Origin of the sequence: Streptomyces sp. NPDC014894 (assembly GCF_043080985.1) — a bacterium.
In the GTDB taxonomy this organism is placed as follows: domain Bacteria; phylum Actinomycetota; class Actinomycetes; order Streptomycetales; family Streptomycetaceae; genus Streptomyces.
The window spans coordinates 198,059-220,925 of record NZ_JBIBWD010000008.1 but is presented as its reverse complement, the minus strand read 5'-3'; the positions used below and the strand labels follow the sequence as shown (position 1 = coordinate 220,925).

Below are 22,867 nucleotides of genomic sequence, written 5' to 3'. Positions count from 1 at the left end.
CGTCAGCCGTGGGCGGGCAGCGGGCCGTCGGCCCACTCGACCTCACGGATCTCCAGTTCACGTCCCGTCAGCAGCTCGGCGCGGGCGCCGCCGCACCGAGGACAGGCCAGGTCGGGCGGCATGCCAGGAGCCCACTCGACCTCGCACGGACCGCACCGCGCCCGGGCCGGAACGCTCCGCGTGCTCAGCCGCGCGCCCTCCAGGGCGGTGCCCCGGCAGGCCAGTTCGAAGCAGAAGTCCAGCGCCTTCGGCACCACTCCCGCGAGTTCGCCGACGTCCAGCCGCACCACGGCCACCGACGTCGCGCCGCGTGCGGAGGCGGCCCGGTCCACCTGGTCGACGACGGCCGCCGCGATCGACATCTCGTGCATGGGTACGCCTCGCTCCACGGCTTCGCTCCGGTCGCCCGCGGCGGCTCGGCGGCGCGGCGTGACAGCGGTCCCATTGCACGGCGCGCCGCCGGCCGGAGCCGGACGCCACGCCGCCCGCGCGCACACGGGCCACCCCACTGGCCCCGGCCCGCGTCCGGGCCTCGTCCGGGCCTCGTCCGACCGGAGTCCGCGACCGCGAAGGGCGGCCCGCGCGCCCTGAGATCGCCCGTGCGCGCGCCCGGACCGTCACATCCGGGAGATGCGCAGATACCTCTTGATGTCCGGCAGGGTCTGCCAGAGCACCGCTCCGACGGCGGCCCCCAGCGCCGCGACGAGCACTGTCCTCACCATGGTCACGCCCTTCTCCCGGACCGCTGGACCCCAGCGGTCTCCTTCGCCGGACCGGTCTCGTCCGCGAGCACTTCGAGGATCAGCCGTACGGCCCCGGCCACCGCGGCCGCGACCGGCTCGCTCAGCCCGATCCCCTCCTCCAGCGTCGCGGGCTCGCAGCCGACCACCAGCACCCGTTCGGGCGGTACGCCGCCGGTGCCCGCGCTCAGCGTCGCCAGCAGCGCCAGCACCGCGTCCGGGCCCATCCGGTGGCCGTCCAGCGCCGGCGCGTCCGAGATCTCCACCGGGCCCGTCTCCGCCTCGATCAGATACACCGTCCCGGGCGGGCCGCCGCGGGAGACCGCGTCGACCAGCACCAGCGTCCGGTAGCCCTCCAGCAGCTGATACGCCAGATGCACGCCCCGGACCCCGACGTCGGCCACCTCGACCCCGTCCGGCACCCCGGCCGCGCCGAGCCGCCGCACGGCCTCCACCCCGAACCCGTCGTCGCCCAGCAGGACATTGCCCACCCCGGCGACCAGCACCCGGCCGGTCACGGCTCCTCCAGCGGGGTGACCTCGTCGGGCTGGAAGTAGCGGAACCTGCCCTGGCTGCGCCAGAGATCGGCGCCCGGATCGCCCTCCACGGTCACCGCCAGATGCACCGAGCCGTCGACGTCGTGCAGCACCGCCTCGACCAGCGCGGTGCGCCCGTGCAGAAAGAGGTCCTGCGCGTCGGTGCGGCGGCGGCCGGGACCGAGCACCACCCGGCTGCCCGCGCCGACCTGACGGCCCGCGATGAGCACCCGGTCCCGGGCGGGGTCCACGTCCCGGTCGGCCCCCGGATCCCACCACGGCCGCTCCATGGGCGCGGACGGGTCCCAGGAACCCGCCGGGACCTCTCCGGGGCCGGGCCCCGCCGAGACCTCACCCGGGCCGGGCCCCGGCGGACCGGTCACCTCGCGCAGCGCCCGTACCGCGCCGTGCAGCCGTTCCAGCACCTCCGGAGGCATGGAGTCCGCCAGATCGATCACCGCGCCCGCCCGGTCGTCCGTGCCCCGGGCCTCGCGTTTCTCACGGTCGGTCAGAGCCGCCGTGCGCAGGGCGAGGATCTCGTCGATCTCGGTCGCGTCGTAGAGCGCCCCCGGGCTCTCCGGCGCGATCCGCGGCCGGTCCTCCAGGATGATCGGCGAGGAGAGCACCACCTGATCGCGGCCGGGCTCCCCGGCCAGCACCGGCCAGGTGTGCTCATTGCGGCACTCGGCCACCGCCGCCGCGGCCCACCGGGGCGGATCGGTCACCGACAGGAAGGAGCCCCGGTCGAGGGCGAGCAGCAGATGCGCCGAGACCAGCGAGTGCGGCAGCACCGCCTCCCGGCGCGGCTCGCCGGGCCCCTCCCACGCGGCGGTGTTCTCCACGACGGCGGTGAGCCGCACCGCGCGATACGGGCCCGGGATCTCCCGGGTGCGCAGCCGGATCACGCCCTCGACCGCCTCCCGGACCCGCAGCAGCCGGCCCTTCCGGACGCCCGAGTCCACGACCGGCTCCTCGTCCCGCCGGGCGGGCAGCCGGAAGGGGCGGACCACTCCGCCGTCGCGCGCCGGCTCCGCCACCGGTACGAGCAGCCGGACCCGCTCCTCCACGCCCTCGTCCCAGGCGACGAGCGTACGGTCGCTCAGCTCCAGCTCGGGGACCGTCTCATGGCCGCCGTCGGCCGTGACCCGCTGGACGGTCCTGCGCCGCGCGCGCAGAAAGCGCAGCTCGACGGCGAGCCGCGCGCCGTCGCGCGGCTCCATCAGACACTCGGTCCGCTGCCGGACGTGCTCGCCGCTCCCCTCGCCGCCGCAGGCGGGCGGGACCAGGACGCCGAACTGCCAGCGCAGCCGGTTCTTCGCGGCCGAGGCCCGGTACGGGTAGAGGACGTACCCCTCGAACAGCACCGCGTCGGCGATCTGGCGCACCGAGGCGAGACGCTCCTCCAGCTCGGCGGGGAAGGCGTCGGGACCGGTGGGGGAACCGTCCGCCCCGGTGGGGAAGTCGTCGGGTCCGTCGGCGGAGACGTCCGGTCCGGCGGCCGTGTCCGTCATCGCACGCCCTCCCCGATCTCCACGGGTTCCGCCTCCACGGGCTCCCCGATCTCCCCGATCTTCACGGGTTCCGCCGGCTCCGGCGGTTCCGCGGTGCTGAGGAGCGCCCGTACGGTCGCCTCCCACGAAGGCAGCGCCCGCCGGGTGCGGAACGCGAGCAGACCGTCGATGACGTCGCCGGGCAGCCGCAGCCAGCCGCAGCCGGGGAAGTGCTGCTCGATCATCTCCCGCCACACCCGCACCGGCAGACGCACGGTGCTCTCCCGGTCCCAGGAGACGGGAGTGACCTGGAAGCCCGCCGGGCCGCTGAAGACGGTGCCGGAGAAGAGCAGCAGCAGCGGCACCTCGCCCTCGTCCAGGGCCCGGAAGTACCGGGTGGCGGCGATGTCGAGGTCGTAGGTGCACGCGACCGGGACGTCGACCTCGGTCTCGCCGGTGAATCCCGGGACCATCAGGGAGACCTGGGCGAACTGGATCGGATGGAGCGTGCTGCCCCAGCGGGCGCGCTCGCCGAAGAGATCCGTCAGCCGTTCGCCCTCGGCGTCGGCGTAGGTGCGGCGCGCCGGCTCGATGCGCAGCTGGCAGCGGAGCGCCACCGCGTGCACCCGGTGCCCGCCGGCGGCGGTGATCCGCAGCCGGAAGACCAGGGTGGGCCCGGCGGCGTGCCGGTCGGCGCGGACCTCCGTACAGGTGAAGTGGAGTTCGGTCATGTCAGAGCCTCCTCGGGCAGCGGCCGTGCCCGGCTCTCGAGGGCGGTGAAGAAGGAGTCGAGTTCGGCGTGGGCCTCCGCGCCGCCGTCGAAGCCCCGCCAGTACAGCCGCATCCGGCCGACCAGCTCGTAACAGAGGTCCACCGGCACCAGGAAGCACCGGACGCCCTCCCGTGTACGGCGCATCAGCAGCGCCTCCACATCGGGCTCCAGCGCCGCCGCGAGCCGGCTGTCGCCGAAGGCGCTGCGCCACGCGGTCTCGGCGAGTTCGCTCTCGGTGGCTCCGGCCGGGCCGGGGTAGCAGAGCACCGGGCCCCCCGCGGCCGAGTTGACCAGCAGGAAGGCCGTGCTCACCGGGATGCCCAGCGCCGCCCAGACGCCCTCGCCCGGCTCCCGGCCGGGGTCGGTGAGACAGCGGTCGGGCACGGCGCGGTAGCGGCCCCCGGCCGCCCCGGGCTGCTGAAACAGCAGGGCGCAGGCGCCGCAGGCGCAGACCAGGGCGCGTTCGGCGGTGTCCGCGAGATGCCGGTGGCCCGGGGCGAGCCCGGCGCCGCAGAAGGCGCAGCGCTCCGGCAGCGGCGGGGCGGGTTCACGCAGCCCGCGCAGAAGCGCGGTGCCGGTGCGGGACAGCGGCCGGCGGACGCCGGCCGGGCCCGGGCCGCCGCCGGGGTGGCGGGTCACCGGGTCCGGTTCGGTCTCGCCGTGGGTCTGGCGGTGGGCCGCCGGGCCTGTGCCGCCGTCGGTGCGGGTGGTCACCGGGCCTCCGCCGCCGTCGGCGGGCGGCTGCCGATCTGGAGCAGGGCGGGGGCCTGTTCCCAGACGATCGCGGTCACCTCCGGCGCGTGGCAGGCGATCGCGTTCTCCACCTCCCGCTCGTCGCCGCCGCCGCAGCCGCACCCGCCGCCGGACTCGGCGCGACGCAGCGTCAGCGTGCCGCTGTCCGGGTCGTGGCCGACGAGCACGGCCGGAGTCCTCGGCAGCGAGTCCAGCGCGCGGACGATCCGCGCGCCGACGTCCTCGGGGTGCAGATCGTGCAGGACCAGCAGCCCGGCCGCCGCCGGACGGTCCAGCGCCGGTACGAGCGCCTCCGGCGCCACCGCCCCGACCAGCGCGGCCAGGCCCTCCCCGTAGAACGCCATCAGTTCGCGCACCAGATCCTCGCCCGCCTCGCGGGCCCCCGTGCCGGTCAGCCGGTCCAGCGCCTCCTGGACCCGCAGGCCCGTCTCCTCCGCCGCCATCAGGCGAGCCCGCTCAGCCCGGTGGGGACGTGCAGCTGCTTGAGGGTGCGGCCGCCGCCCACGTACATGTGCACTCCGCAGGGCAGACAGGGATCGAAGCTGCGGACGGCCCGCATGATGTCGATGCCCTTGAAGTTCTCCGGGGAGTTCTCCTCGAAGATCGGGGTGTTCTGCACCGCGTCCTCGTACGGTCCCGGGGTGCCGTACGAGTCGCGGACGCTGGCGTTCCACGGCGTGGGCGGATACGGGTGGTAGTTGGCGATCTTCCCGTCGCGGATCACCATGTGGTGCGAGAGCACCCCGCGCACCGCCTCGGTGAATCCGCAGCCGATGCTCTCGTCGGGCACCTCGAACCTCTCCCAGGTCTGGGTGCGCCCGGCCCGCACCTCCGCCAGCGCCTTCTCCGCGAAGTGGAGGGCCGCCGCCGCCGCGTACGCCTGGAAGTAGGTACGGGCGCGATTGCGCTCGATGGCGTTGCTCCACTGAGGGATCTTCCACTCGAAGGTGGTCTCGGGCTTCGTCATCGAGCGGGGCAGATTGATGACCACGCTGTGGCCCGTGGCCTTGATGTAGCCGATGTCGACCAGCCCGGAGAGCGCCGTGGACCAGAGCCGCGCGATCGGCCCGCCTCCGGTGTCCAGCGCCAGGTGCTCCTTGCCGTCGAACCAGCGCGGCGACATCACCCAGCTGTACTTGTCGTCGAAGTTCCGCTTCTGCGGGGCCGGGATGGTGTGCTGGTTCCACGGGTGGCGCGGGTCGACGGGATTGCCCAGCGGGTCGTGGGTGACGAAGAGGTCCTTGCCCTGCCAGTCCTCGTAGTAGGAGCTGCCGAGCAGGATCCGGATGCCGAGATTGATCTCGGTGAGGTCGTTGGTGACCAGCTTGCCGTCGACGACGACGCCCGGGGTGACGAACATCTTCCGTCCCCAGTCCGTCATATTGCGGTAGGTGAAGTCGCAGTGGTCCGGGTCGTTGAGACTGCCCCAGCACCCGAGCAGCACCCGGCGGCGGCCGACCTCCTCGTAACCGGGCAGCGCCTGGTAGAAGAAGTCGAACAGGTCGTCGTGGAGCGGGACGACCTTCTTCATGAACTCCACGTACCGCATGAGCCGGGTGAGGTAGTCGGTGAAGAGCTGCACGGTCGCCACCGTGCCCACCCCGCCCGGGTAGAGCGTGGAGGGGTGGACATGCCGTCCCTCCATCAGACAGAACATCTCCCGGGTGTACCGGCTGACCTGGAGCGCCTCGCGGTAGAACTCGCCCTCGATGGGGTTGAGCGAGCGCATGATGTCGGCGATCGTCCGATACCCGTGCTCGCCGGCGTGCGGGGCCTCGGTGCGCTCGGCCTCCTCCAGCACCCCGGGGTTGGTCTCGCGGACCATCCGCTCGCAGTAGTCGACCCCGACCAGGTTCTCCTGGAAGATGTTGTGGTCGAACATGTACTCGGCCGCCTCGCCGAGGTTGATGATCCACTCGCCCAGGTGCGGCGGCTTCACCCCGTACGCCATGTTCTGGGCGTAGACCGAGCAGGTGGCGTGGTTGTCGCCGCAGATGCCGCAGATCCTGCTGGTGATGAAGTGGGCGTCGCGCGGGTCCTTGCCGCGCATGAAGACGCTGTAGCCGCGGAAGACGGACGAGGTGCTGTAGCACTCCGCGACCTTCTTCTGCTTGAAGTCGATCTTCGTATGGATGCCCAGGCTGCCCACGATCCGGGTGATCGGGTCCCAGGACATCTCCACCAGGCCCGTGCCGTCTCCGGCCGCCTTGGTCGTTGGTGCCATCGTGTCTCGTGTGCCCTTCTGCGAAACGGGAGAGGTGCGGCGGGAGGCCGGGAGGCCGGGCGGCGGGGACGGCTCAGCGGGGCGCGCGGTAGCCGGTCGTCAGCGCGCGACCGGTCCGGCGCCACCGGGGTTCCTTGTCCAGCGTCCTCGTCGTGATGGTGCGCAGCCGGCGGACGACCGCGCCGTACGCGGAGCTGGCGTTGCTGGAGATGTGCGAGCCGGGCGGGGCGTCCATGAACGGCATGAACTTGTCGGGGAAGCCCGGCATGGTGCAGCCGATGCAGATGCCGCCGACGTTGGGGCAGCCTCCGACGCCGTTGATCCAGCCGCGCTTGGTGACATTGCACTTGACGACCGGGCCCCAGCAGCCGAGCCGCACCAGGCACTCGGGGGTGCCGTACGAGGAGGCGAACTGCCCCTGCTCGTAGTAGCCGCCCCGGTCGCAGCCCTCGTGGACGGTCGCCCCGAACAGCCAGGTCGGGCGGAGCTTGTCGTCCAGCGGGATCATCGGCGCCGAGCCGGCGAGCTGGTAGAGCAGATAGGTGAGCGTCTCCGCGAAGTTGTCCGGCTGGACGGGGCAGCCGGGCACGCACACGATCGGGAGGCCCGCCTTCGACTTCCAGTCCCAGCCGAGATAGTCGGGGACGCCCATTGCTCCGGTCGGGTTGCCCGCCATGGCGTGGATGCCGCCGTACGTGGCGCAGGTGCCGATCGCGACGACGGCGGTGGCCTTCGGCGCGAGCCGGTCCAGCCACTCACTGGTGGTGATGGGCTGACCGGTCTCGGGGTCGTCGCCGAACCCGCACCAGTAGCCCTCCGCCTTGATCTGCTCATTGGGGATCGAACCCTCGACGACCAGCACGAACGGCTCCAGTTCGCCCCGGTCCGCCGCGAAGAACCACTCGACGAAGTTGTCCGCGCCCTGGACCGGCCCGCACTCGAAGTCGATCAGGGGCCAGTGCACGGCGACCTCGGGCAGCCCCGGCAGCGCGCCGGTGACGATCTCCTCGATGCTGGGCTGGGTGGCCGCGGTCAGCGCGACCGAGTCGCCGTCGCAGCTCAGCCCCGCGTTGATCCAGAGGATGTGCACCGGGCCGGTGTCCGCGGCGGTGTCGGGGGCGCCGGCGGTCGATGTCCCGCTCACGTGGATACCTCCCTGAAAAGGGATGAATCGATGAAAAACGCTTATTAAGTTCATAGCATCTTCCGCTGCCGGGTGGGGCCTCCGGCCGGGGGCGCTCCGGGCGCGTCCATCGGCCGCGCCCGCGGCTGTGCGGGCGGGGGCGCTCCGGGCGGTACGGCGTACGTGGGGTCGTGCATCCGCCGGTCCGCCGGTCCACCGATACGGGGGTACGGGGGTACGGGTGGCCCTCCGGCGGTCCGGGGGTGCGGGCGGGCGTTTCGGTGCGGCGTTTCGGTGCGGCGGTTCGGTGTCCCGGTGCTTCGGCGGCCGGGCGGGCCCTCCGGCCTGTGAGGGGCTGGTCCGGTCGGGTGGTGACGGGGTGGCCGGGGGAGACGGGGCGGTCGGGAGGGCGTCGTGGTGGGGTCGCCCTCGGGCGGGCGTGGGCCCGTGGAGCCCGGGGGCCGGTGGTCCGGTTCGGCGGGTGGCGCGGCGGCGCTCCGGGGGTCGGGGCGGGCCGCGTTGTGGCAGGTGGTGCCGGTGTTGTCGCCGGTGCAGGGGTGGTCGTGGCCGGGGATCCGGCGGTCCGGTCGGACGGGTGGCGGGGTTCGGCCATCACGCGTCGATGGGGGAGCCCTCCACGGGTGTTCCGGAGCTTCCGCTTCCGGCGCTGTGGCCGGGCGGCGGCCGGACGGACGGGCCTCGGCGCGCCGCCCCGGGCAGCCGTCCGGACCGGCGGCGGGGGCCGCCGCGACCCCGCGCGGGACCGCCGCCGAGGGCGGCCTCGCGGGCCCGCCGGGCCTCGGGCGCGCGCCAAGTCCCATACCGGCCATCCCGCTGTCCGGCGTTGACATGTCCAAGCGGCAAATTCAAGAATCAAGGTATTCGGACTCAGCGCATCAGACGGAACATCGACTCTCCACCGAGGGGAGAACGACCTTTGCGCGTCACCGCCGGACTTCCCCCGCCGGCCTCCGCGCCCCGCCGACGCCGGGGCGCTCCCTTCGTTCCGCACGACGGACCCCGGACCCGACCGGCCGCCCGGCGCCCCGCCGGCCGCCGGGCGCGATAACCGCCGCGTACTCCCGCGGCGCCGTACCCCTCCGCGACACCGCGCGGCCGGTCCCGCCGCCGTGGCGGGAGCGCGCCCACCGCCGGCGGCCCCCGGGCCGGAGCCGGCGGCACGGCGCGTCCGCGACCGGCCCGCCGCCTCATCGGCCTCACCACACCCCCCACGTGCCGCCGCACCGGGAAGCGCCATCGGGCCCGGTGACCGGGGCTGAAGGAAACAGACAGGTGACAGGTACTGACATGAAGACGCTGCTCGACGACGTCGAACAGACCGGCGATCCGCGTATGGACCTCACATCCACCGAGATCGTCTTCTACCGGCACATCGCCCGGCAGGGCCCGCTGCGCGTCGAGGAGCTGCTCGACTGCGCGGAGGCCGACCACCCCGTCCGCGCGCTGGACAGACTCGTCTCCGTCGGTCTGGTGCGACGGCTGGGCACCGGGGTCGTGGCCGCCGTCGACCCCGCGCGGGTGTCGGACCGGCTGCTGGAGAAATGGCAGCAGCGGGCCCACAGCGCACAGCTGGATCTGCTCTGGATGCGCAGTCAGATCGCGGAACTGGGCCTGATCTACGCCACCCAGCGGCACCCAGCCGAAGGCCCTCAGCTGGAGCGGATCACCTCACCGGACGAGGTCGTCCGGACCCTGAACCGATACGCCGACACCAGCGACGAGGAGGTCCTCACCGCCCAGCCGGGCCCGGCCGCCGAGCCGGCCGTGGCCTGGCACCCCAGCCTGAGACTGCGCGACCGAGGCGTACGGCTGCGCACGCTCTACCAGTACGCGGTGCGATTCGTCCCGGAGGCGGCCCGGTTCGTCGACGAGGCCACCGCGGCGGGCGCCGAGGCCAGAACCGTCACCGGGGATCTCGCGCGGTTCGTCGTCTTCGACCGCAAGGCGCTCGTCGTCCCGCTGCGCGACGGCTCGGACGGGGTGCTCGTCGTCCGCAACGAGGATCTGATCGCCTCCGCCACCGAGATGTTCAACGCCTTCTGGCTGACCGGCGACCGGCTCGGCGGCCACCGGGAGGAGACCTTCGTCCAGGACCTCGCCCACCGGACCAAGCGCTCCATTCTCCAGCATCTCCTCGACGGCGCCGACGACCGGGCGACCGCCCGCGCGCTGGGCATCTCGGTACGGACGTGCCAGCGCCACGTCTCCGAGATGATGCGCCAACTCGGCGCGACCAGCCGGTTCCAGCTGGGCTACCTCTGCCGCGAGCGCGGGCTGCCGGGGGACGGGCCGCTCTCTCCCTGAACCGGACGCCGCGCGCCGCCGCCCGGACTCAGGGCCGCCGCCCGGACTCAGGGCCGGCGCGCGGCGGGCGGCCGGGCCCCGCCGGCCCGGTCGCCGCCCGGCCCCTCCGGCGTGGTCCCCTCCGGCGTGGGCGCCGTCCGCTCCCGGCAGAGTGCGACGACGACGGCGCCCGCGATCGCCAGCGCCCCGCAGACGACGGCGGCCCAGCTCATCCCGGTGCTGAACGCCCCGGCCCGGCCGCCTCCGGCCGACGGCGCGGCGACCACGGCCGCGACCATCGCCACCCCCAGCGAGGAACCGAGGTAGCGCGCGGTGTTGTTCGCCGCCGACCCCACCGAGACCCGGTCCGGCGGCACGCTCCGTACCGCCAGGGAGGCGAGCGCCGCGTTGACCACACCGCTGCCCACCCCCGCGAGCACCAGACCGGGCACCAGCCGCCACCACGACGACTCCCCGGTGACGCCGGTCAGCGCGAGCATGCCGACCCCGCACACCAGCAGCCCGGCCGCGACCTGCTGCCGGTCGCCGACCCGCTGGACGAACCGCCGGGCCTGGGGAGCGACGAGGAACGACAGCCCGGACCAGAAGGCCAGCAGCCCGGCGCTCTCCAGCGGGCTCAGCCCCAGCACGAGCTGGGCCGCCACCGGGACATAGGTCATCAGCCCGATCACCGCGACCCCGGTCACCAGGGCCCCGGTCGTCGAGGCGACGAAGGCGGGCCGCCGCAGAAACGCCGGCTCCAGCACCGGATCCGCGGCCCGCCGCTCCACCAGGGCGAAACAGCCGAGCAGCAGCACCCCGGCGGCCAGCGACAGCACCACCGGGGCGCGCGTCCAACCGCTCCTGCCCTCGGTGAGGGCGGCCACCAGCAGCGAGATCCCGGCCGCCAGGGTGAGCACCCCCGCCGGATCGAAGCGCCGTCGTACCGTGCTCCGGGACTCCTGGAGCGACAGCGCGCCCCAGAGCGCGACGACCGCGGCGAGGACGGCGAGCACCCAGTACACCGAGGGCCGGCCGGCGGCCTCGGTCAGCACGGCCGCGTACACCGGACCGATCGCGATGCCGCCGCCGACCATCGCCCCCCACAGTCCGGTGGCGCGCGCCCGCCGGGGGCCGGGCGGGAAGGCGTGCCCCAGCAGACCGAGACTGGAGGCCAGCAGCGCGGCCCCGGCCGCGCCCTGGGCGAGCCGGCCGAGGACGAAGACCGGGGTGTCGCTCGCCGTCGCGCAGACGGCGGAGGCCAGCGCGAGGCCCGCCCCGCCGAGCACCAGCAGCCGTCTGCGGCCGAAGTGGTCGGCGAGCGTGCCCGCCGCCATCAGGGAGGCCGCCAGCCCCACGCTGATGCTGCCCAGGATCCAGGTCCGCCCCGACTCCCCGGAGCCCAGCTCCTCGGTGAGGACCCGGATCGTGGACACGGGAGCGGTGAACGCGACGAGCACCAGCAGGGGCGCGGCGCAGGCGATCCACAGCGTCGCTCGGGCGGATGACGGACGTACGACCGGTTCGGTCGTCACAGCAACCCCCAGGGGTCGGCGGGCCGGACGGGCGGGACTCTAGCAGTTCATTCACCGAACCATCCAGTTCATTGACCGAACTGCTAGGATGTTTCGATGGGATTGGGACGCGGCTACGCGAGTCAGGACTGTTCACTGGCCCGCGCGCTGGAAGTGGTGGGGGAGCGCTGGACGCTCCTGGTGCTCCGCGACTGCTTCTACGGGGTCCGCCACTTCGGTGACTTCCGCGCCCATCTGGACATTCCGCGCGCCGTGCTCACCGACCGGCTCAAGTCCCTGGCCGCCATGGGCATCGTCGAGCGCCGCCCGCACACCACCGGCGTCGAGGTGGACTACGCGCTGACCGAACGCGGCCTGGATCTCTGGCCGGTCGTGTTCGCCCTCGCCCAGTGGGGCGAGCGCTGGTTCGCGCCCCAGGGCGTCCGGCGGCTCTTCAGCCATACGGTGTGCGACGCCGATCTCGACGCCGACGGCCGGTGCCCGGTCTGCGATCTCGTCCCCCCGCCCGGCGACCTCCTCGTACGCCAGGGGCCCGGCGCCGACTCCTCGCTCCGCGACGACCGGGTCAGCGTCGCCCTGCGCGGCGGCCCGCACCGGCTGCTCACCGACCTCTTCCCGGAGCCCGCGCACCGCCGCTGACCGCGCCCCCCCGCGCCCGCGCCCGCGCCCTTTCGTCCGGGCCCCGCGCCCGCCGGGTCGCTCCTCTTTACGACAGTCGTGATCGTGAGGACGTCCGGACCTGTCGTCCCACCGCATTCCGCTGCCAGACTCCTTTTCGAAGAGAAACGCAGCACCACGGACGCACGGAGACGCGTCACAGACGCGTCGAAGACGCACCTTCACCATCGCTTCGAGGGGGCTCATTTCCCATGCCCGGATCAGAATGGGAGTCCGGAGACGCACTGCGGCGCGAAGTCCTCGGAGACGCCTATGTCGACGGCGTATCCGACGCCTGGGCGGGCGCGGCCGAATTGCAGGATCTGGTCGTGCGATTCGCCTGGGGCACCGTCTGGCAGCGCCCGGCATTCGACCGGAGAACCAGAAGTCTGCTCACCGTGGCCGTCCTGACCGCGACGAACCGCCGGCACGAACTCGAACTCCACATCGGCGGAGCCCTGCGCAACGGATGCTCGGTCGACGAACTCGTCGAAGTCGCGCTCCACTGCTCCGTCTACTGCGGGATTCCCGCCGCCATCGACACCGTACGCACCGTCAAAAGCGTCAGCGAACAGCTGAAGTGAATCGGGCGGCGCCGGGCGTTCGACGCCCGGCGAGCCGCCTCGATGTCCTGTACACGGGACAGCGTCGGAAACCGGGAAAACCCCTTCTGGAGCCCCTGTGAATCAGAACGCAGCGCACACGGTGGGAATCATCGGCGTCGGCCCCCGCGGACTGTCCGTCCTGGAACGGATGGTGGAGAACGCGCGCGAGCATTTCCATGAACCGATCGTCGTCCATCTCTTCGAGTCGCGGGAGTTCGGACCGGGCGAGGTGTGGCGCACGGACCAGTCCCCCGACCTCATCATGAACATCGTCGCCTCCCAGATCACCGCCTACCCGGACCGCACCGTCCGGATGGCGGGCCCGATCCGCGAGGGGCCGAGCCTCCACGAGTGGTCGCTCGGCGTCGCGGCCGGAGCCATCGAGGACGCCGGCCCGCCCGAGGTCCTCGCCGAAGCCGCCGGGGTCGACGCGAACAGCTACTGCCGCCGGTCCTACTACGGGCACTATCTGAGATGGGCCTACGCCCAGATCGTCCGCGGCGCACCGCCCGGCGTCGAGATCCGCGAACACCGCCGCACCGTGCTGCTGGTCGCCGACACCCCCTCCGGACGCCAGGCGGTGACCACGGACCTCGGGCACACCACCGAGGTCGACGAACTGGTCCTGGCGACGGGCCACGGCCCGGTGGTCCCCTCCGCCGCCGAGACGGCCTTCCGGGCCTTCGCGGACCGTACGGGCGGCCGGTACTACCCGCCGGCCAACCCGGCCGACGTCGATCTCGGCGGCATAGAGCCGGGCCGGCCGCTGCTGATGCGGGGCCTCGGCCTCTCCTTCTTCGACTACATGGCCCTTCTCACCCAGGGCCGGGGCGGCCGCTACACCAGAACCGCCCAGGGCCTGCGCTACCACCCCTCCGGGAACGAGCCGAGGATCGTCTGCGGCTCACGGCGCGGGGTCCCCCTGCACGGCAGGGCCGACAACGAGAAGGGCGCCGGACGCCATGAACCGGTCTTCCTCACCGAGGCGCGGATCGAGGAGCTGAGGGAGCGGGCCGGCGGCCCGCTCGACTTCCGCCGCGACTGCTGGCCGCTGATCGCCAAGGAGGTCGAGACCGTCTACTACACCCGGCTGCTGGCCCTTCGCGCCTCCGAGGAGACGGCCCAGGAGTTCAGCGGTCTCTACGCCGCCGCGCCCTGGGGCGGCGACGCGGAACGCGTGGTGCTGCGCAAGTTCAAGGTCCCGGAGGAACGGCGCTGGAACTGGACCCGGGTGGCCCGGCCCTGGACCGCCGAGGACATCGCCACCGCGGACGCCTGGCGGACCTTCCTCCGCTCCCATCTGCTCGCCGACGTCCGCGAGGCCCGCCGCGGCAATGTGACCAGCCCGCTCAAGTCCGCCGTCGACGTCGTCCGCGACATCCGCAACGAGATGCGCTTCCTGATGAACAACGGCGGAATCGAAGGGCACTCCTACCGCACCGATGTGGAGGGCTGGTTCAACTCCCTGCACGCCTTCCTCTCCCTCGGTCCGCCCTGGAGCCGGGTGGAGGAGCTGATCGCCCTGATGGACGCGGGCGTCGTCACGGTGGCCGGCCCCGGATTCACCGTCGCCTTCGACCCCGCCGAGTCCGTCTTCACCGGCAGCTCCCGCGTCCCCGGCGACCTCAGCAAGGCCACCGCGCTGATGGAGGCCAGACTCCCCGAGGTCGATCTGACCAGGACCCGCAACACGGTCCTCGCCCACCTCCGCGAACAGCGGCAGGTCAAGAACTTCAGCCTGCTCACCGCGCCGCTGGGGGAGCACCGCACCGGCGGCGTGGCGGTGACCCGGCGTCCGTACCGGGCGGTACGGGAGGACGGCAGCGTCCACCCCCGGCGCTATGTCTTCGGCGTGCCCACCGAGGGCGCCAACTGGATCACGGAGACCGGGATCCGCCCCTTCGTCAACTCCATCACCGTGGGCGACAGCGACTCCATCGCCCGCGCCGTCCTCCGGCTCACCGATCCGCCGGCTCCGCACCCCGCCGGGGCCCCCGACCACGAGAGGAACTGACGCATGGGCACCGCCTCCCCGCCGCTGGACCCGGCGGACCCGCTGGCCGTCGACGACGGCCTCGACGACACCGAGCGCGGGATCCGCGACACCGTACGCGCCTTCGCCCGCGCCGAACTGGCCCCCTTCATCGCCGACTGGTACGAATCCGGGACGGTGCCCCGGAGCGTGGTCAAACAGCTCGGCGCGCTCGGCCTGCTGGGCATGCATCTGACGGGGTACGGCTGCGCGGGCGCCGGCGCGACCGCCTACGGAGTGGCCTGCCGTGAGCTGGAGGCCGTCGACTCCGGACTGCGCTCCCTGGTCTCCACCCAGGGATCCCTGGCCATGTACGCGCTGCACCGCTGGGGCTCCCCGGAACAGAAGGAGCGCTGGCTGCCCCCGATGGCGGCCGGGGACGCCGTCGGCTGCTTCGCGCTGACCGAACCCGACGCCGGCTCCGACCCCGGCGCGATGCGCACCCGGGCCCGGCGCGACGGCGGCGACTGGGTGCTCGACGGATCGAAGATGTGGATCACCAACGGGCCCCTCGCGGACGTCGCCGTGGTCTGGGCGCGGACCGAACCCGAGCACGGTACGAAGGGGATCCGCGGATTCGTCGTCCCCACCGGGACCCCGGGCCTCACCGTCAACGCGATCCCCCGCAAGATGTCGCTGCGCGCCTCGGAGACCGGCGAACTCGTCCTCGACTCCGTACGGCTGCCCCGGGAGGCCGTGCTGCCCGCCGCCGAAGGGCTCGGCGGACCGCTGTCCTGTCTGAGCGAGGCCCGGTTCGGCATCGCCTGGGGCGTCGTCGGCGCGGCCCGCGCCTGCTACGAGACGGCGCTCTCCTACGCGGTGGGCCGGGAGCAGTTCGGCCGCCCCATCGCCGGATTCCAGCTCACCCAGCGCAAGCTGGCCGAGATGGCGATCAGCGTCACCCACGCCTCGCTCCTCGCCGCCCGGCTCGGGGCGCTCAAGGACGCCGGCCGGCTCGGCCCGGCGCAGATCAGCGTCGGCAAACTCGCCAACGCCCGGGCCGCGCTCGACGTCGCCCGCAGCGCCCGGAGCATCCTCGGCGGCAACGGCATCACCCTGGACTACCCGGTCTTCCGCCATCTGGTGAATCTGGAGACGGTGGTGACCTACGAAGGCACCGAGGAAATGCATCTGCTCTCCATCGGAAGGGCGGTGACCGGTGTCTCCGCCTTCCGCTGACCGCACGCGCCCCGACCGCCGTCCCCCCGCCGACCCGGCCCCCTCCGCCCGTACCCCCCTCGCCGTCCCGCCCCCGCCCGACCTCGGCCCGCCCGCCGGCCCGCCCCCGCTCCGCGCGCCCGCGCCCGATCTGCGGCTCACCGCCTCCGCCGCCTTCGTCGCCGTCGCCGGACTGGTCCTGGAGAGCGTCGACGGCGCCGGCGTCGAGGGCCATGTCGACCTCGGCCCGGAACACCACACCCCCTGGGGGATCGTGAACGGCGGTGTCTACACCACCGCCGTGGAGAGCGCCGCCTGCGCGGGCGCGTCGGCGGCGGTCGCCCATCGCGGACAGCGGGCCGTCGCGGTCCATGTCGCCACCGATCTGCTGCGGGCGAGGACCGGCGGCCGGGTCACCGTCCGCGCCCGCCCCGTGCACCAGGGACGTACCCAGCAGATCTGGACCGTGACCGTCTCCGACGGCGGACCGGTCGCCCGGGGCCAGGTCCGGCTCGCCCATGTCGTCGCCGCGCCGGCCGATCGCTGAGCCGCCGACACCGCCCGCCCCACAGAGAGGAGCGGAGAACCCATGGCCGCCTTCCCCGATCTCGGCCTCGACACCGCCGGCCGATTCGCCGCCGTCCTGGGCCTGGAGTTCGACGAGACCCGCGCGGACCGCGTCACCGGCCGCCTCCGCATCGACCACCGTCACCGCAACGCCTGGGGCGATGTGCACGGAGGCGTCTACAGCACGGCCGTCGAACGGGCCGCCAGCGTCGGCGCGTCCCGTGCCGTCGCCGACCGGGGTCTGTTCGCCGTCGGCGTCCACAACGCGACCGACGTCTTCGTCCACTCCGCCGAGGGCCCCGCCGAGGTCATCGCCGAACCCGTCTTCCAGAGCGAGGACCAGCAGGTCTGGTCCGTCTCCGTCACGGCGGCCGGGGACGGCACGCTCCTCGCGCACGGCCGGCTCCGCCTCCAGAACATCCCGCGCCGCGACGCCCCCGCCTGAGACCCGCGCCGCGCTGCCCCGCCTGAGACCCGCGCCGCCCCCGCCCGCCCGAACCCGGCCGGCCGACGGCACACCCCGCCGTCCCGGCCGCCCGCCCCGACCGCATCACCTCCGAAGGGAATGACCCATGGACGAGTCCCCGACGCGCACGGTGCTGGACCTGATGACCGGATACTGGGCCTCGCAGAGCGTCTACACGGCCGCCGCGCTGAACCTTCCCGAACATCTGGAGGCCGGCCGCACCACCAGCCGGGAGGTGGCCGCCGCCACCGGCGCCCACCAGCGCTCGCTCTTCCAGCTGATGCGCTTCCTCGCCGGCCTCGGCCTGCTCCGCGGCGACGACGAGTCGGGCTTCACCCTCACCCCCGCGGGCGCGCTGCTCAGGAAGGACGCCCCGGACTCCCTGCACGACCTCGTGCTCATGTACGGCGACGAGTTCTACCGCACCTGGGGCCGCCTCCTGGACCATGTCCGCACCGGCCGCCCCGCCTTCGAGCACACCTTCGGCGAGCCCATGTACCCGTACCTCGCCGCCCATCCCGAGGCCGCCCGCCGATTCGACGGCACGATGGCCGGGGGCGCGTTCTTCGCCGACCTGCCCCGGGTCCACGACTTCTCCGGCGCCCGGACGGTCGTGGACATCGCGGGCGGCACCGGCGCGCTGCTCCGCGAGGTGCTGCGCGCCTCCCCCGGCGCCCGCGGCGTGCTCTTCGACCAGGCCCATGTCATCGCGGCGGCCCGCGACGTCATCGGGGACGCGGCCCCCGCGGACCGGATCTCCTACGCCACGGGCGACTACACGGAGTCGATCCCCGTCGGCGGCGACGTCTACCTCTGGTCGCGCATCCTGCACAGCCGCTCCGACGACTCCTGCGTCGATCTGCTCAAGCGCTGCCGGGACGCGATGACCCCGGACGGCACCGTCATCGTCCTGGAACGGACCATCCCGCCCACCGGCGAGACCTCCCTCGGACTCTGGTTCGACCTCCAGATGATGGTCCTGGTCGGCGGCAGCGAACGCTCCGAGAGCCAGTACGCGGAGCTGTTCGACCGGGCCGGACTCGCCCTCGGCCCGGTGCATCCGCTCTCCCTGGACATGTACGCGATCACCGCGAGCCGCGCGTGAGCGCCTGCGGGCCCCCCTCGCCCACCGCCCGGCCCACCGCCCACCCCTTCGCCTTCACCGAGCTGACACCGGTCTCCTTCCTCCGCCGGGCCGCCGCCGTCTTCGCCGGCCGGACCGCCGTGGCCGACGCGGAGGAGCGCTTCACCCACGCACAGCTCTGGGAGCGGTCGCAGCGGCTCGCCGGGCTGCTCGCGGACCGCGGCGTCCGCCCCGGCGACCGGGTGGGACTCCTCGCGCCCAACTCACGGCAGGCCCTGGAGGCGCACTACGGCGTGCCCCTGGCCGGCGCGGTGCTGGTCGCCCTCAACACCCGGCTGTCCGCCGCCGAGACCGGCCACATCCTCGAACACAGCGGCGTCCGGGCCGTACTCGTCGACAGCGAACTGCGGCCGCTGCTCACCGCCGCCGCGCGGGATCTCCCCGTACCCCCGGAGGTCATCGCCTCCGACGACTACGAGAAGCTGCTCGCCGCCGCCGCGCCCCACCGGGTCGAGGCGGCCGACGAGCGCGGACTCCTGTCGATCAACTACACCAGCGGCACCACCGGACGCCCCAAAGGGGTGATGTACCACCACCGGGGGGCCTATCTGAACGCGCTCGCCATGGCGTACCACACGGCCATGGACACCTCGTCGCGCTATCTGTGGACGCTGCCGATGTTCCACACCAACGGCTGGTGCTTCCCCTGGGCGGTCACCGCGGCGGGCGCGGTCCACCACACGCTGCGCAAGGCTGCCCCGGAGGCGATCTGGCGCGTCCTGAGGACGGACGGGATCACCCACTTCTGCGCCGCGCCCACCGTGCTCGCCCTGCTCGCCGACCACCCGGACGCAGCCCCGCTCCCCACCCGCGTACGGGTCTACTCGGGCGGCGCGCCGCCGCGCCCCGCGCTCCTCGCCCGGCTGGACGGCCTCGGCTTCGACGTCACCCACTTCTACGGGCTGACGGAGACCTTCGGCAACGCCCTGCTCTGCGTCGGCCAGCCGGAGTGGGCCGCTCTCGACCCGGACGCCCGGACCCGGGCGGCGCTCCGCCAGGGCGTCGCCAACATCGTCGGGGAGCCCGCCCGGGTGGTCGCCCCCGACGGCCGGGAGACGCCCGCCGACGGCCGGTCGGTCGGCGAGATCCTGCTCCGGGGCAACAATGTGACGCTGGGGTACTACCGGGACCCCGAGGCGAGTGCCCGGGCGTCCCTGGGGGAGTGGTTCCGCACCGGCGATCTGGCGGTGCGTCATCCGGACGGCTATGTCGAGATCCGGGACCGCGCCAAGGACGTCATCATCTCCGGCGGAGAGAACATCGCCTCCGTGGAGGTGGAGAACACCCTCACCGCGCACCCCGGCGTCGCCGAGGCGGCGGTGGTCGCGGGGCCGCACCCGGTGTGGGGCGAGGTGCCGGTCGCCTTCGTGGCCCGCCGCCCCGGAGCCACGGTCGGCGAGGCCGAGCTGATCGACTTCGTCCGCTCCCGGCTGGCCCGCTTCAAAGCGCCCCGGCGCGTCGTCTTCGGCCCGCTGCCCACCACCTCCACGGGCAAACTGCGCAAGAACCTCCTCCGCGAGCGCGCCGCCTCCACCCTGGAGCAGACCGACGACCTCCCCCGACCCGGCGGCGTCCCCTGACCCGGTGACCATGAGCCGGTGACATGAGCCGGGCGACGGCGGATCGGCGTCGCCCCGCCGTCCGGCCGGGCGCCGATCCGCGCACCTCGGCGGGGGTGCTCACCGTCACCTCGGTGGAGGCCGTCGCCGAGGAGACCGTCTCGAACGAACAGGCGCCCCGGCCGGACAGGGCCCACGGGACGGGCGCGCGTCAGCCGAGCAGGGTCCCCTCCAGGACGGTCACGGCCGTGCCGCCGAGGCGGACGCGGTCGCCGCGTACGGCGGTACGGACCAGTCCGGCGCGCGGGGACGCCTGGAGGCCGGTGAGCCCGTCGCGGCCGAGGCGGGCCGACCAGTAGGGGGCGAGGGCGGTGTGGGCGCTGCCGGTGACCGGGTCCTCCGGGATGCCCTCGGCGGGTGAGAAGAAGCGGGAGACGAAGTCGTACCCCTCGCCGTCGGCGGCGGCCGGGGCGGTGACCATGACCCCGCGCAGCTCCTCGGCGCGGGTCAGCCCGGCCATCGCCGCCAGGTCGGGCCGCAGGGCGCGGACGGCGGCCTCGTCGGGCAGCACGGTCAGCAGATCGCCGAGGGCGCCGGTGCGGAACGCGGCCTCCGGCACGAGCCCGAGGCACTCGGCCAGCCCCGGGGGGACGGGCGTCTCGGTCAGGGGGGCGGCCGGGAAGTCCAGGGTGATCGTGCCGTCCGGGTCGGCGTCGGCGACGAGGACACCGCTCCACCGGCTGTCGAACCGGACGGGACCGAGGATTCCGTGTTCCGTGCGGAGGATGTGACGGGTGGCCAATGTGGCATGCCCGCAGAGATTGGTCTCCATCAGCGGGGTGAACCAGCGGATGGAGAAATCGGCGTCGGCCCCGGCGGGCAGCGGCAGCGCGAAGGCGGTCTCCGAGTGGTTCATCTCCGCCGCGACCTGGCGCATCCAGGCGTCCTCCGGCCAGGGACCGGCGGGCAGCAGACACACCCCCGCAGGATTTCCGGTGAAGGGCCGGTCGGTGAAGGCGTCGACGACGTGGATTCTCATGACAGGAATGTAGGCAGGCCGATCGTCGTGTGGCCCAGTCCAATCGCGAAACAGTGGACTGATTCCAGGGACGCCTCCTCGTCCCTGGCCTTCCGCGCCCCGGACGGTCGCGGGAGGCCGGGGACGGCGCAGGGCGCTCGGTCGCACGGAGTGAGCGCCGGAGGGACGACGGGGGGACGGAGAGACCGAGACCGACACGGGGGGAGCGGAGGTACGGCATGTTCCGGGACACCAGGGCATTCAGCGGATTCGCCGTCGACGACATTCCGGCGGCCAGACGCTTCTACGACGAGATCCTCGGACTGGAGGTCGCGGAGGAGTACGGGATGCTGAATCTGACGCTCGGCGGCGGCGCGTCCGTCCTCGTCTATCCCAAGCCGGACCATACGCCCGCGGGCTTCACCATCCTCAACTTCCCGGTCGACGACATCGAGCGGGCCGTGGACGCGCTGGCCGCGCGGGGCGTGACCTTCGAGCGGTACCCGGGCTTCAGCCACGACGAGAAGGGCATCGCCAGGGACCAGGGCGGGCCGCCCATCGCCTGGTTCAGGGATCCGGCGGGGAACGTCCTCTCCGTCCTGGAGGACGACACGATCTGACCGGGCCCGGGCCCGGTCGGCCCGCTCCGGGCCCGCGCCTCAGGGCAGCCGGGTCGAGTGGGTCATCTTGTCGACATGGTAGTAATCGGCGACGCACCCGGCGGGCCAGGACCCGTGCTTCCCGAAGGGCTCGCCCATGGCGCTCACCGACAGCGGCTTGTACGGGAGGACCCTGGCCCCGTCCGCCGCCTGGGCGCGCAGCCACCGGTCCTGCCGGTCCCAGGACCGGGCCCGCGCCTCCATGTCCTCCCCGAGCCGCGCGAGCGGCACAGCGAGCGCCAGACAGCAGACGGCGCACACGGCGGCCGCCGCCGCCCGGTACCCGCCGACCGCGCGCGCCCCCCGGGACCGCGTCCGCAGCGCGCGCCCCAGCAGCGCGCCGAGGCCGGCGAGCAGCACCGCGTACAGCAGGAGGTAGTCGTTCCAGGCGCGTGACACCGTCGCCGTGCCCGCGCCGAAGACGGGGTACGCCACCAGCGTGCAGAGATAGCCGGAGACCAGGAAGGCCCCCGTGCCGACGGCGGCGAGCAGCGGCCGGTGCGTGAGGACGACGGGCGCGCGCCGGCCCGGTTCGCTCCGGCACACCAGCCCCAGCAGCACCCCGGCCGCCACCGCCCCCAGATACTCCCAGGTCGTCGTCAGCGTGCCGAGGATCCGCCAGAAGGCCTCCAGCGCGCCGGTCAGCGACTCGGGCGCGAACATGGAGGCGTTCGCGCCGTACCGTTCACGGCGGCTCTGCGAGCCGGGCGAGGTGAGCAGCACCAGGGCGCCCGCGCCGATCCCCGCCATCCCCGCGAGACACCACCGCCGCGCGAGGCCGCGCGCCCGTTCGGCGAAGATCCGGCGGCTGAGCAGCAGCACACAGGAGAGCACCACGAGGCCCACGACGGACGCCGCCTCGGAGAGGGTGGCGAGAAAGGCCCCGACGAGGAACGCGGCGGCCAGTGCGGCCCGCCGCCCCCGCGCGGTCCGCGCCAGCAGCAGCGGAATCGCCGCCGTGCACGCCAGCACGGGCGCCACGGTGTGCGACACCGCCGACGCCGGCCAGAAGAACGTCTTGTACGTGTTGGGGCTGGCGAACAGGAAGACCGCCGTCACCATGGACGCCACGAGCAGCGGGACGCCGCGCGGGACCGAGAGCGCCGCCCGGCGCAGCCCCAGGGCGGTCACCGCCCACAGGACCGACCCCATGAACACCGCGCCGACCGGGGCGAACCACTGGTGCCCCGGCACCCCCGGCCTGGCGTACAGCCCGACCAGCAGGGCGTTGCCGATCCGGCCGTTGTCCCAGAAGTAGAACTTCTCGACCATCCCGCCGATCCCGCCGTCACGGGCGGCGGGCAGAAAACACCAGTCGTCGGCGCCGGGCCGGACATGCTGGCCGAGCCAGGCGCCCGCGAGCAGGAGGCCGAGCGGCAGCAGGGCGAGCGCCGCCGCCCAGAGCGCCGGCCGCGCGCCCGGTCCGCCGCTCTCCTCTCCGCCGCCGTCGGCGCGGCCGGTCCGCGCCGCTTCGTCCGGCGGCTGGGGACGGGCTGCCCCCGGCGTGTCGACGGCCATGTGCGTT

The 22,867-nt window shown here is 73.7% G+C and carries 22 protein-coding genes; 10 read left to right on the top strand and 12 right to left on the bottom strand.

All coding sequences use genetic code 11. The features are described 5' to 3' along the window. Positions 1–2: 2 nt before the first annotated feature. The 9 genes from hypA to ACF089_RS20720 form a co-directional block, all read right to left on the bottom strand. Entirely contained in the window at positions 3–371 is a 369-nt protein-coding gene (gene hypA / locus ACF089_RS20760; protein ID WP_392028556.1) for a hydrogenase maturation nickel metallochaperone HypA, read from the bottom strand. Positions 372–617: 246 nt separating this feature from the next. Continuing rightward, entirely contained in the window at positions 618–722 is a 105-nt protein-coding gene (locus ACF089_RS20755; protein ID WP_392028554.1) for a DUF6893 family small protein, read from the bottom strand. Positions 723–724: 2 nt separating this feature from the next. Beyond that, positions 725–1,258 (bottom strand): hydrogenase maturation protease, encoded by a 534-nt coding sequence (locus ACF089_RS20750; RefSeq protein ID WP_392028552.1) that lies wholly within the window; start codon positions 1,256–1,258, stop codon positions 725–727. Continuing rightward, positions 1,255–2,787 (bottom strand): hypothetical protein, encoded by a 1,533-nt coding sequence (locus ACF089_RS20745; protein ID WP_392028551.1) that lies wholly within the window; start codon positions 2,785–2,787, stop codon positions 1,255–1,257. The genes ACF089_RS20750 and ACF089_RS20745 overlap by 4 nt, the downstream gene beginning before the upstream one ends. Further along, the gene (locus ACF089_RS20740; protein ID WP_392028549.1) at positions 2,784–3,497 is read right to left on the bottom strand and encodes a DUF6084 family protein; all 714 of its coding nucleotides are present in this window, start codon (positions 3,495–3,497) and stop codon (positions 2,784–2,786) included. Before ACF089_RS20740 ends, ACF089_RS20745 begins: the two co-directional genes overlap by 4 nt. Then, the gene (locus ACF089_RS20735; RefSeq protein WP_392028921.1) at positions 3,494–4,126 is read right to left on the bottom strand and encodes a DUF5947 family protein; all 633 of its coding nucleotides are present in this window, start codon (positions 4,124–4,126) and stop codon (positions 3,494–3,496) included. Before ACF089_RS20735 ends, ACF089_RS20740 begins: the two co-directional genes overlap by 4 nt. Before the next feature lie 122 nt (positions 4,127–4,248). Beyond that, positions 4,249–4,734 carry a thioredoxin gene (locus ACF089_RS20730; RefSeq protein ID WP_392028547.1) on the bottom strand — a complete coding sequence of 162 codons (486 nt, stop codon included), beginning with the start codon at positions 4,732–4,734 and terminating at the stop codon, positions 4,249–4,251. Next, complete coding sequence (locus tag ACF089_RS20725; protein ID WP_392028546.1) at positions 4,734–6,515, bottom strand: nickel-dependent hydrogenase large subunit; 1,782 nt, start codon at positions 6,513–6,515, stop codon at positions 4,734–4,736. Before ACF089_RS20725 ends, ACF089_RS20730 begins: the two co-directional genes overlap by 1 nt. Before the next feature lie 73 nt (positions 6,516–6,588). Beyond that, a complete protein-coding gene (locus tag ACF089_RS20720; protein ID WP_392028544.1) occupies positions 6,589–7,659 on the bottom strand; it encodes a hydrogenase expression protein HypE in 1,071 nt (356 codons plus the stop codon). A 1,272-nt stretch (positions 7,660–8,931) separates the two neighbouring features. Here ACF089_RS20720 and ACF089_RS20715 point away from each other — a divergent pair. Further along, positions 8,932–9,963 carry a LuxR C-terminal-related transcriptional regulator gene (locus ACF089_RS20715; RefSeq protein ID WP_392028542.1) on the top strand — a complete coding sequence of 344 codons (1,032 nt, stop codon included), beginning with the start codon at positions 8,932–8,934 and terminating at the stop codon, positions 9,961–9,963. A 47-nt stretch (positions 9,964–10,010) separates the two neighbouring features. Here ACF089_RS20715 and ACF089_RS20710 read toward each other — a convergent pair whose 3' ends face one another. Then, positions 10,011–11,477 (bottom strand): MFS transporter, encoded by a 1,467-nt coding sequence (locus tag ACF089_RS20710; protein WP_392028540.1) that lies wholly within the window; start codon positions 11,475–11,477, stop codon positions 10,011–10,013. Between the two features lie 96 nt (positions 11,478–11,573). Between ACF089_RS20710 and ACF089_RS20705 the strand changes: the two genes are divergently transcribed. The 8 genes from ACF089_RS20705 (at position 11,574) to ACF089_RS20670 (ending at position 19,686) form a co-directional block, all read left to right on the top strand. Then, on the top strand, positions 11,574–12,116 hold the full coding sequence (locus ACF089_RS20705) for a winged helix-turn-helix transcriptional regulator (RefSeq protein ID WP_392028538.1): 543 nt from the start codon (positions 11,574–11,576) through the stop codon (positions 12,114–12,116). 230 nt (positions 12,117–12,346) lie between these two features. After that, positions 12,347–12,718: a carboxymuconolactone decarboxylase family protein gene (locus ACF089_RS20700; protein WP_392028536.1), complete on the top strand. Its 372-nt coding sequence runs from the start codon at positions 12,347–12,349 to the stop codon at positions 12,716–12,718. Between the two features lie 97 nt (positions 12,719–12,815). Beyond that, positions 12,816–14,753: an FAD/NAD(P)-binding protein gene (locus ACF089_RS20695; protein ID WP_392028534.1), complete on the top strand. Its 1,938-nt coding sequence runs from the start codon at positions 12,816–12,818 to the stop codon at positions 14,751–14,753. A gap of 3 nt (positions 14,754–14,756) precedes the next feature. Continuing rightward, entirely contained in the window at positions 14,757–15,950 is a 1,194-nt protein-coding gene (locus ACF089_RS20690) for an acyl-CoA dehydrogenase family protein (RefSeq protein WP_392028532.1), read from the top strand. Further along, entirely contained in the window at positions 15,931–16,476 is a 546-nt protein-coding gene (locus ACF089_RS20685) for a PaaI family thioesterase (RefSeq protein WP_392028530.1), read from the top strand. Before ACF089_RS20690 ends, ACF089_RS20685 begins: the two co-directional genes overlap by 20 nt. A gap of 42 nt (positions 16,477–16,518) precedes the next feature. After that, positions 16,519–16,941, top strand: a complete 423-nt coding sequence (locus ACF089_RS20680; RefSeq protein WP_392028528.1) for a PaaI family thioesterase — start codon at positions 16,519–16,521, stop codon at positions 16,939–16,941. Positions 16,942–17,068: 127 nt separating this feature from the next. Further along, complete coding sequence (locus tag ACF089_RS20675; RefSeq protein WP_392028526.1) at positions 17,069–18,067, top strand: methyltransferase; 999 nt, start codon at positions 17,069–17,071, stop codon at positions 18,065–18,067. Beyond that, positions 18,064–19,686: an AMP-binding protein gene (locus tag ACF089_RS20670; protein ID WP_392028524.1), complete on the top strand. Its 1,623-nt coding sequence runs from the start codon at positions 18,064–18,066 to the stop codon at positions 19,684–19,686. Before ACF089_RS20675 ends, ACF089_RS20670 begins: the two co-directional genes overlap by 4 nt. Positions 19,687–19,876: 190 nt before the next feature. On the opposite strand, the gene ACF089_RS20665 is transcribed toward ACF089_RS20670, so the two are convergent. Next, positions 19,877–20,704 (bottom strand): PhzF family phenazine biosynthesis protein, encoded by an 828-nt coding sequence (locus ACF089_RS20665; RefSeq protein WP_392028522.1) that lies wholly within the window; start codon positions 20,702–20,704, stop codon positions 19,877–19,879. Between the two features lie 218 nt (positions 20,705–20,922). Between ACF089_RS20665 and ACF089_RS20660 the strand changes: the two genes are divergently transcribed. Next, complete coding sequence (locus ACF089_RS20660; protein ID WP_392028520.1) at positions 20,923–21,303, top strand: VOC family protein; 381 nt, start codon at positions 20,923–20,925, stop codon at positions 21,301–21,303. A 39-nt stretch (positions 21,304–21,342) separates the two neighbouring features. Here ACF089_RS20660 and ACF089_RS20655 read toward each other — a convergent pair whose 3' ends face one another. Further along, positions 21,343–22,860, bottom strand: coding sequence for a DUF6056 family protein (locus ACF089_RS20655; protein WP_392028519.1), 1,518 nt, complete (start codon positions 22,858–22,860; stop codon positions 21,343–21,345). Positions 22,861–22,867 lie beyond the last annotated feature (7 nt).

What these genes read in the sequence shown, in the direction of transcription:
- hypA (WP_392028556.1), bottom strand. Translation starts at nt 371, where the DNA reads ATGCACGAGATGTCGATCGCGGCGGCCGTCGTCGACCAGGTGGACCGG.
- ACF089_RS20755 (WP_392028554.1), bottom strand. Translation starts at nt 722, where the DNA reads ATGGTGAGGACAGTGCTCGTCGCGGCGCTGGGGGCCGCCGTCGGAGCG.
- ACF089_RS20745 (WP_392028551.1), bottom strand. Translation starts at nt 2,787, where the DNA reads ATGACGGACACGGCCGCCGGACCGGACGTCTCCGCCGACGGACCCGAC.
- ACF089_RS20740 (WP_392028549.1), bottom strand. Translation starts at nt 3,497, where the DNA reads ATGACCGAACTCCACTTCACCTGTACGGAGGTCCGCGCCGACCGGCAC.
- ACF089_RS20730 (WP_392028547.1), bottom strand. Translation starts at nt 4,734, where the DNA reads ATGGCGGCGGAGGAGACGGGCCTGCGGGTCCAGGAGGCGCTGGACCGG.
- ACF089_RS20725 (WP_392028546.1), bottom strand. Translation starts at nt 6,515, where the DNA reads ATGGCACCAACGACCAAGGCGGCCGGAGACGGCACGGGCCTGGTGGAG.
- ACF089_RS20705 (WP_392028538.1), top strand. Translation starts at nt 11,574, where the DNA reads ATGGGATTGGGACGCGGCTACGCGAGTCAGGACTGTTCACTGGCCCGC.
- ACF089_RS20700 (WP_392028536.1), top strand. Translation starts at nt 12,347, where the DNA reads ATGCCCGGATCAGAATGGGAGTCCGGAGACGCACTGCGGCGCGAAGTC.
- ACF089_RS20690 (WP_392028532.1), top strand. Translation starts at nt 14,757, where the DNA reads ATGGGCACCGCCTCCCCGCCGCTGGACCCGGCGGACCCGCTGGCCGTC.
- ACF089_RS20680 (WP_392028528.1), top strand. Translation starts at nt 16,519, where the DNA reads ATGGCCGCCTTCCCCGATCTCGGCCTCGACACCGCCGGCCGATTCGCC.
- ACF089_RS20675 (WP_392028526.1), top strand. Translation starts at nt 17,069, where the DNA reads ATGGACGAGTCCCCGACGCGCACGGTGCTGGACCTGATGACCGGATAC.
- ACF089_RS20665 (WP_392028522.1), bottom strand. Translation starts at nt 20,704, where the DNA reads ATGAGAATCCACGTCGTCGACGCCTTCACCGACCGGCCCTTCACCGGA.
- ACF089_RS20660 (WP_392028520.1), top strand. Translation starts at nt 20,923, where the DNA reads ATGTTCCGGGACACCAGGGCATTCAGCGGATTCGCCGTCGACGACATT.
- ACF089_RS20655 (WP_392028519.1), bottom strand. Translation starts at nt 22,860, where the DNA reads ATGGCCGTCGACACGCCGGGGGCAGCCCGTCCCCAGCCGCCGGACGAA.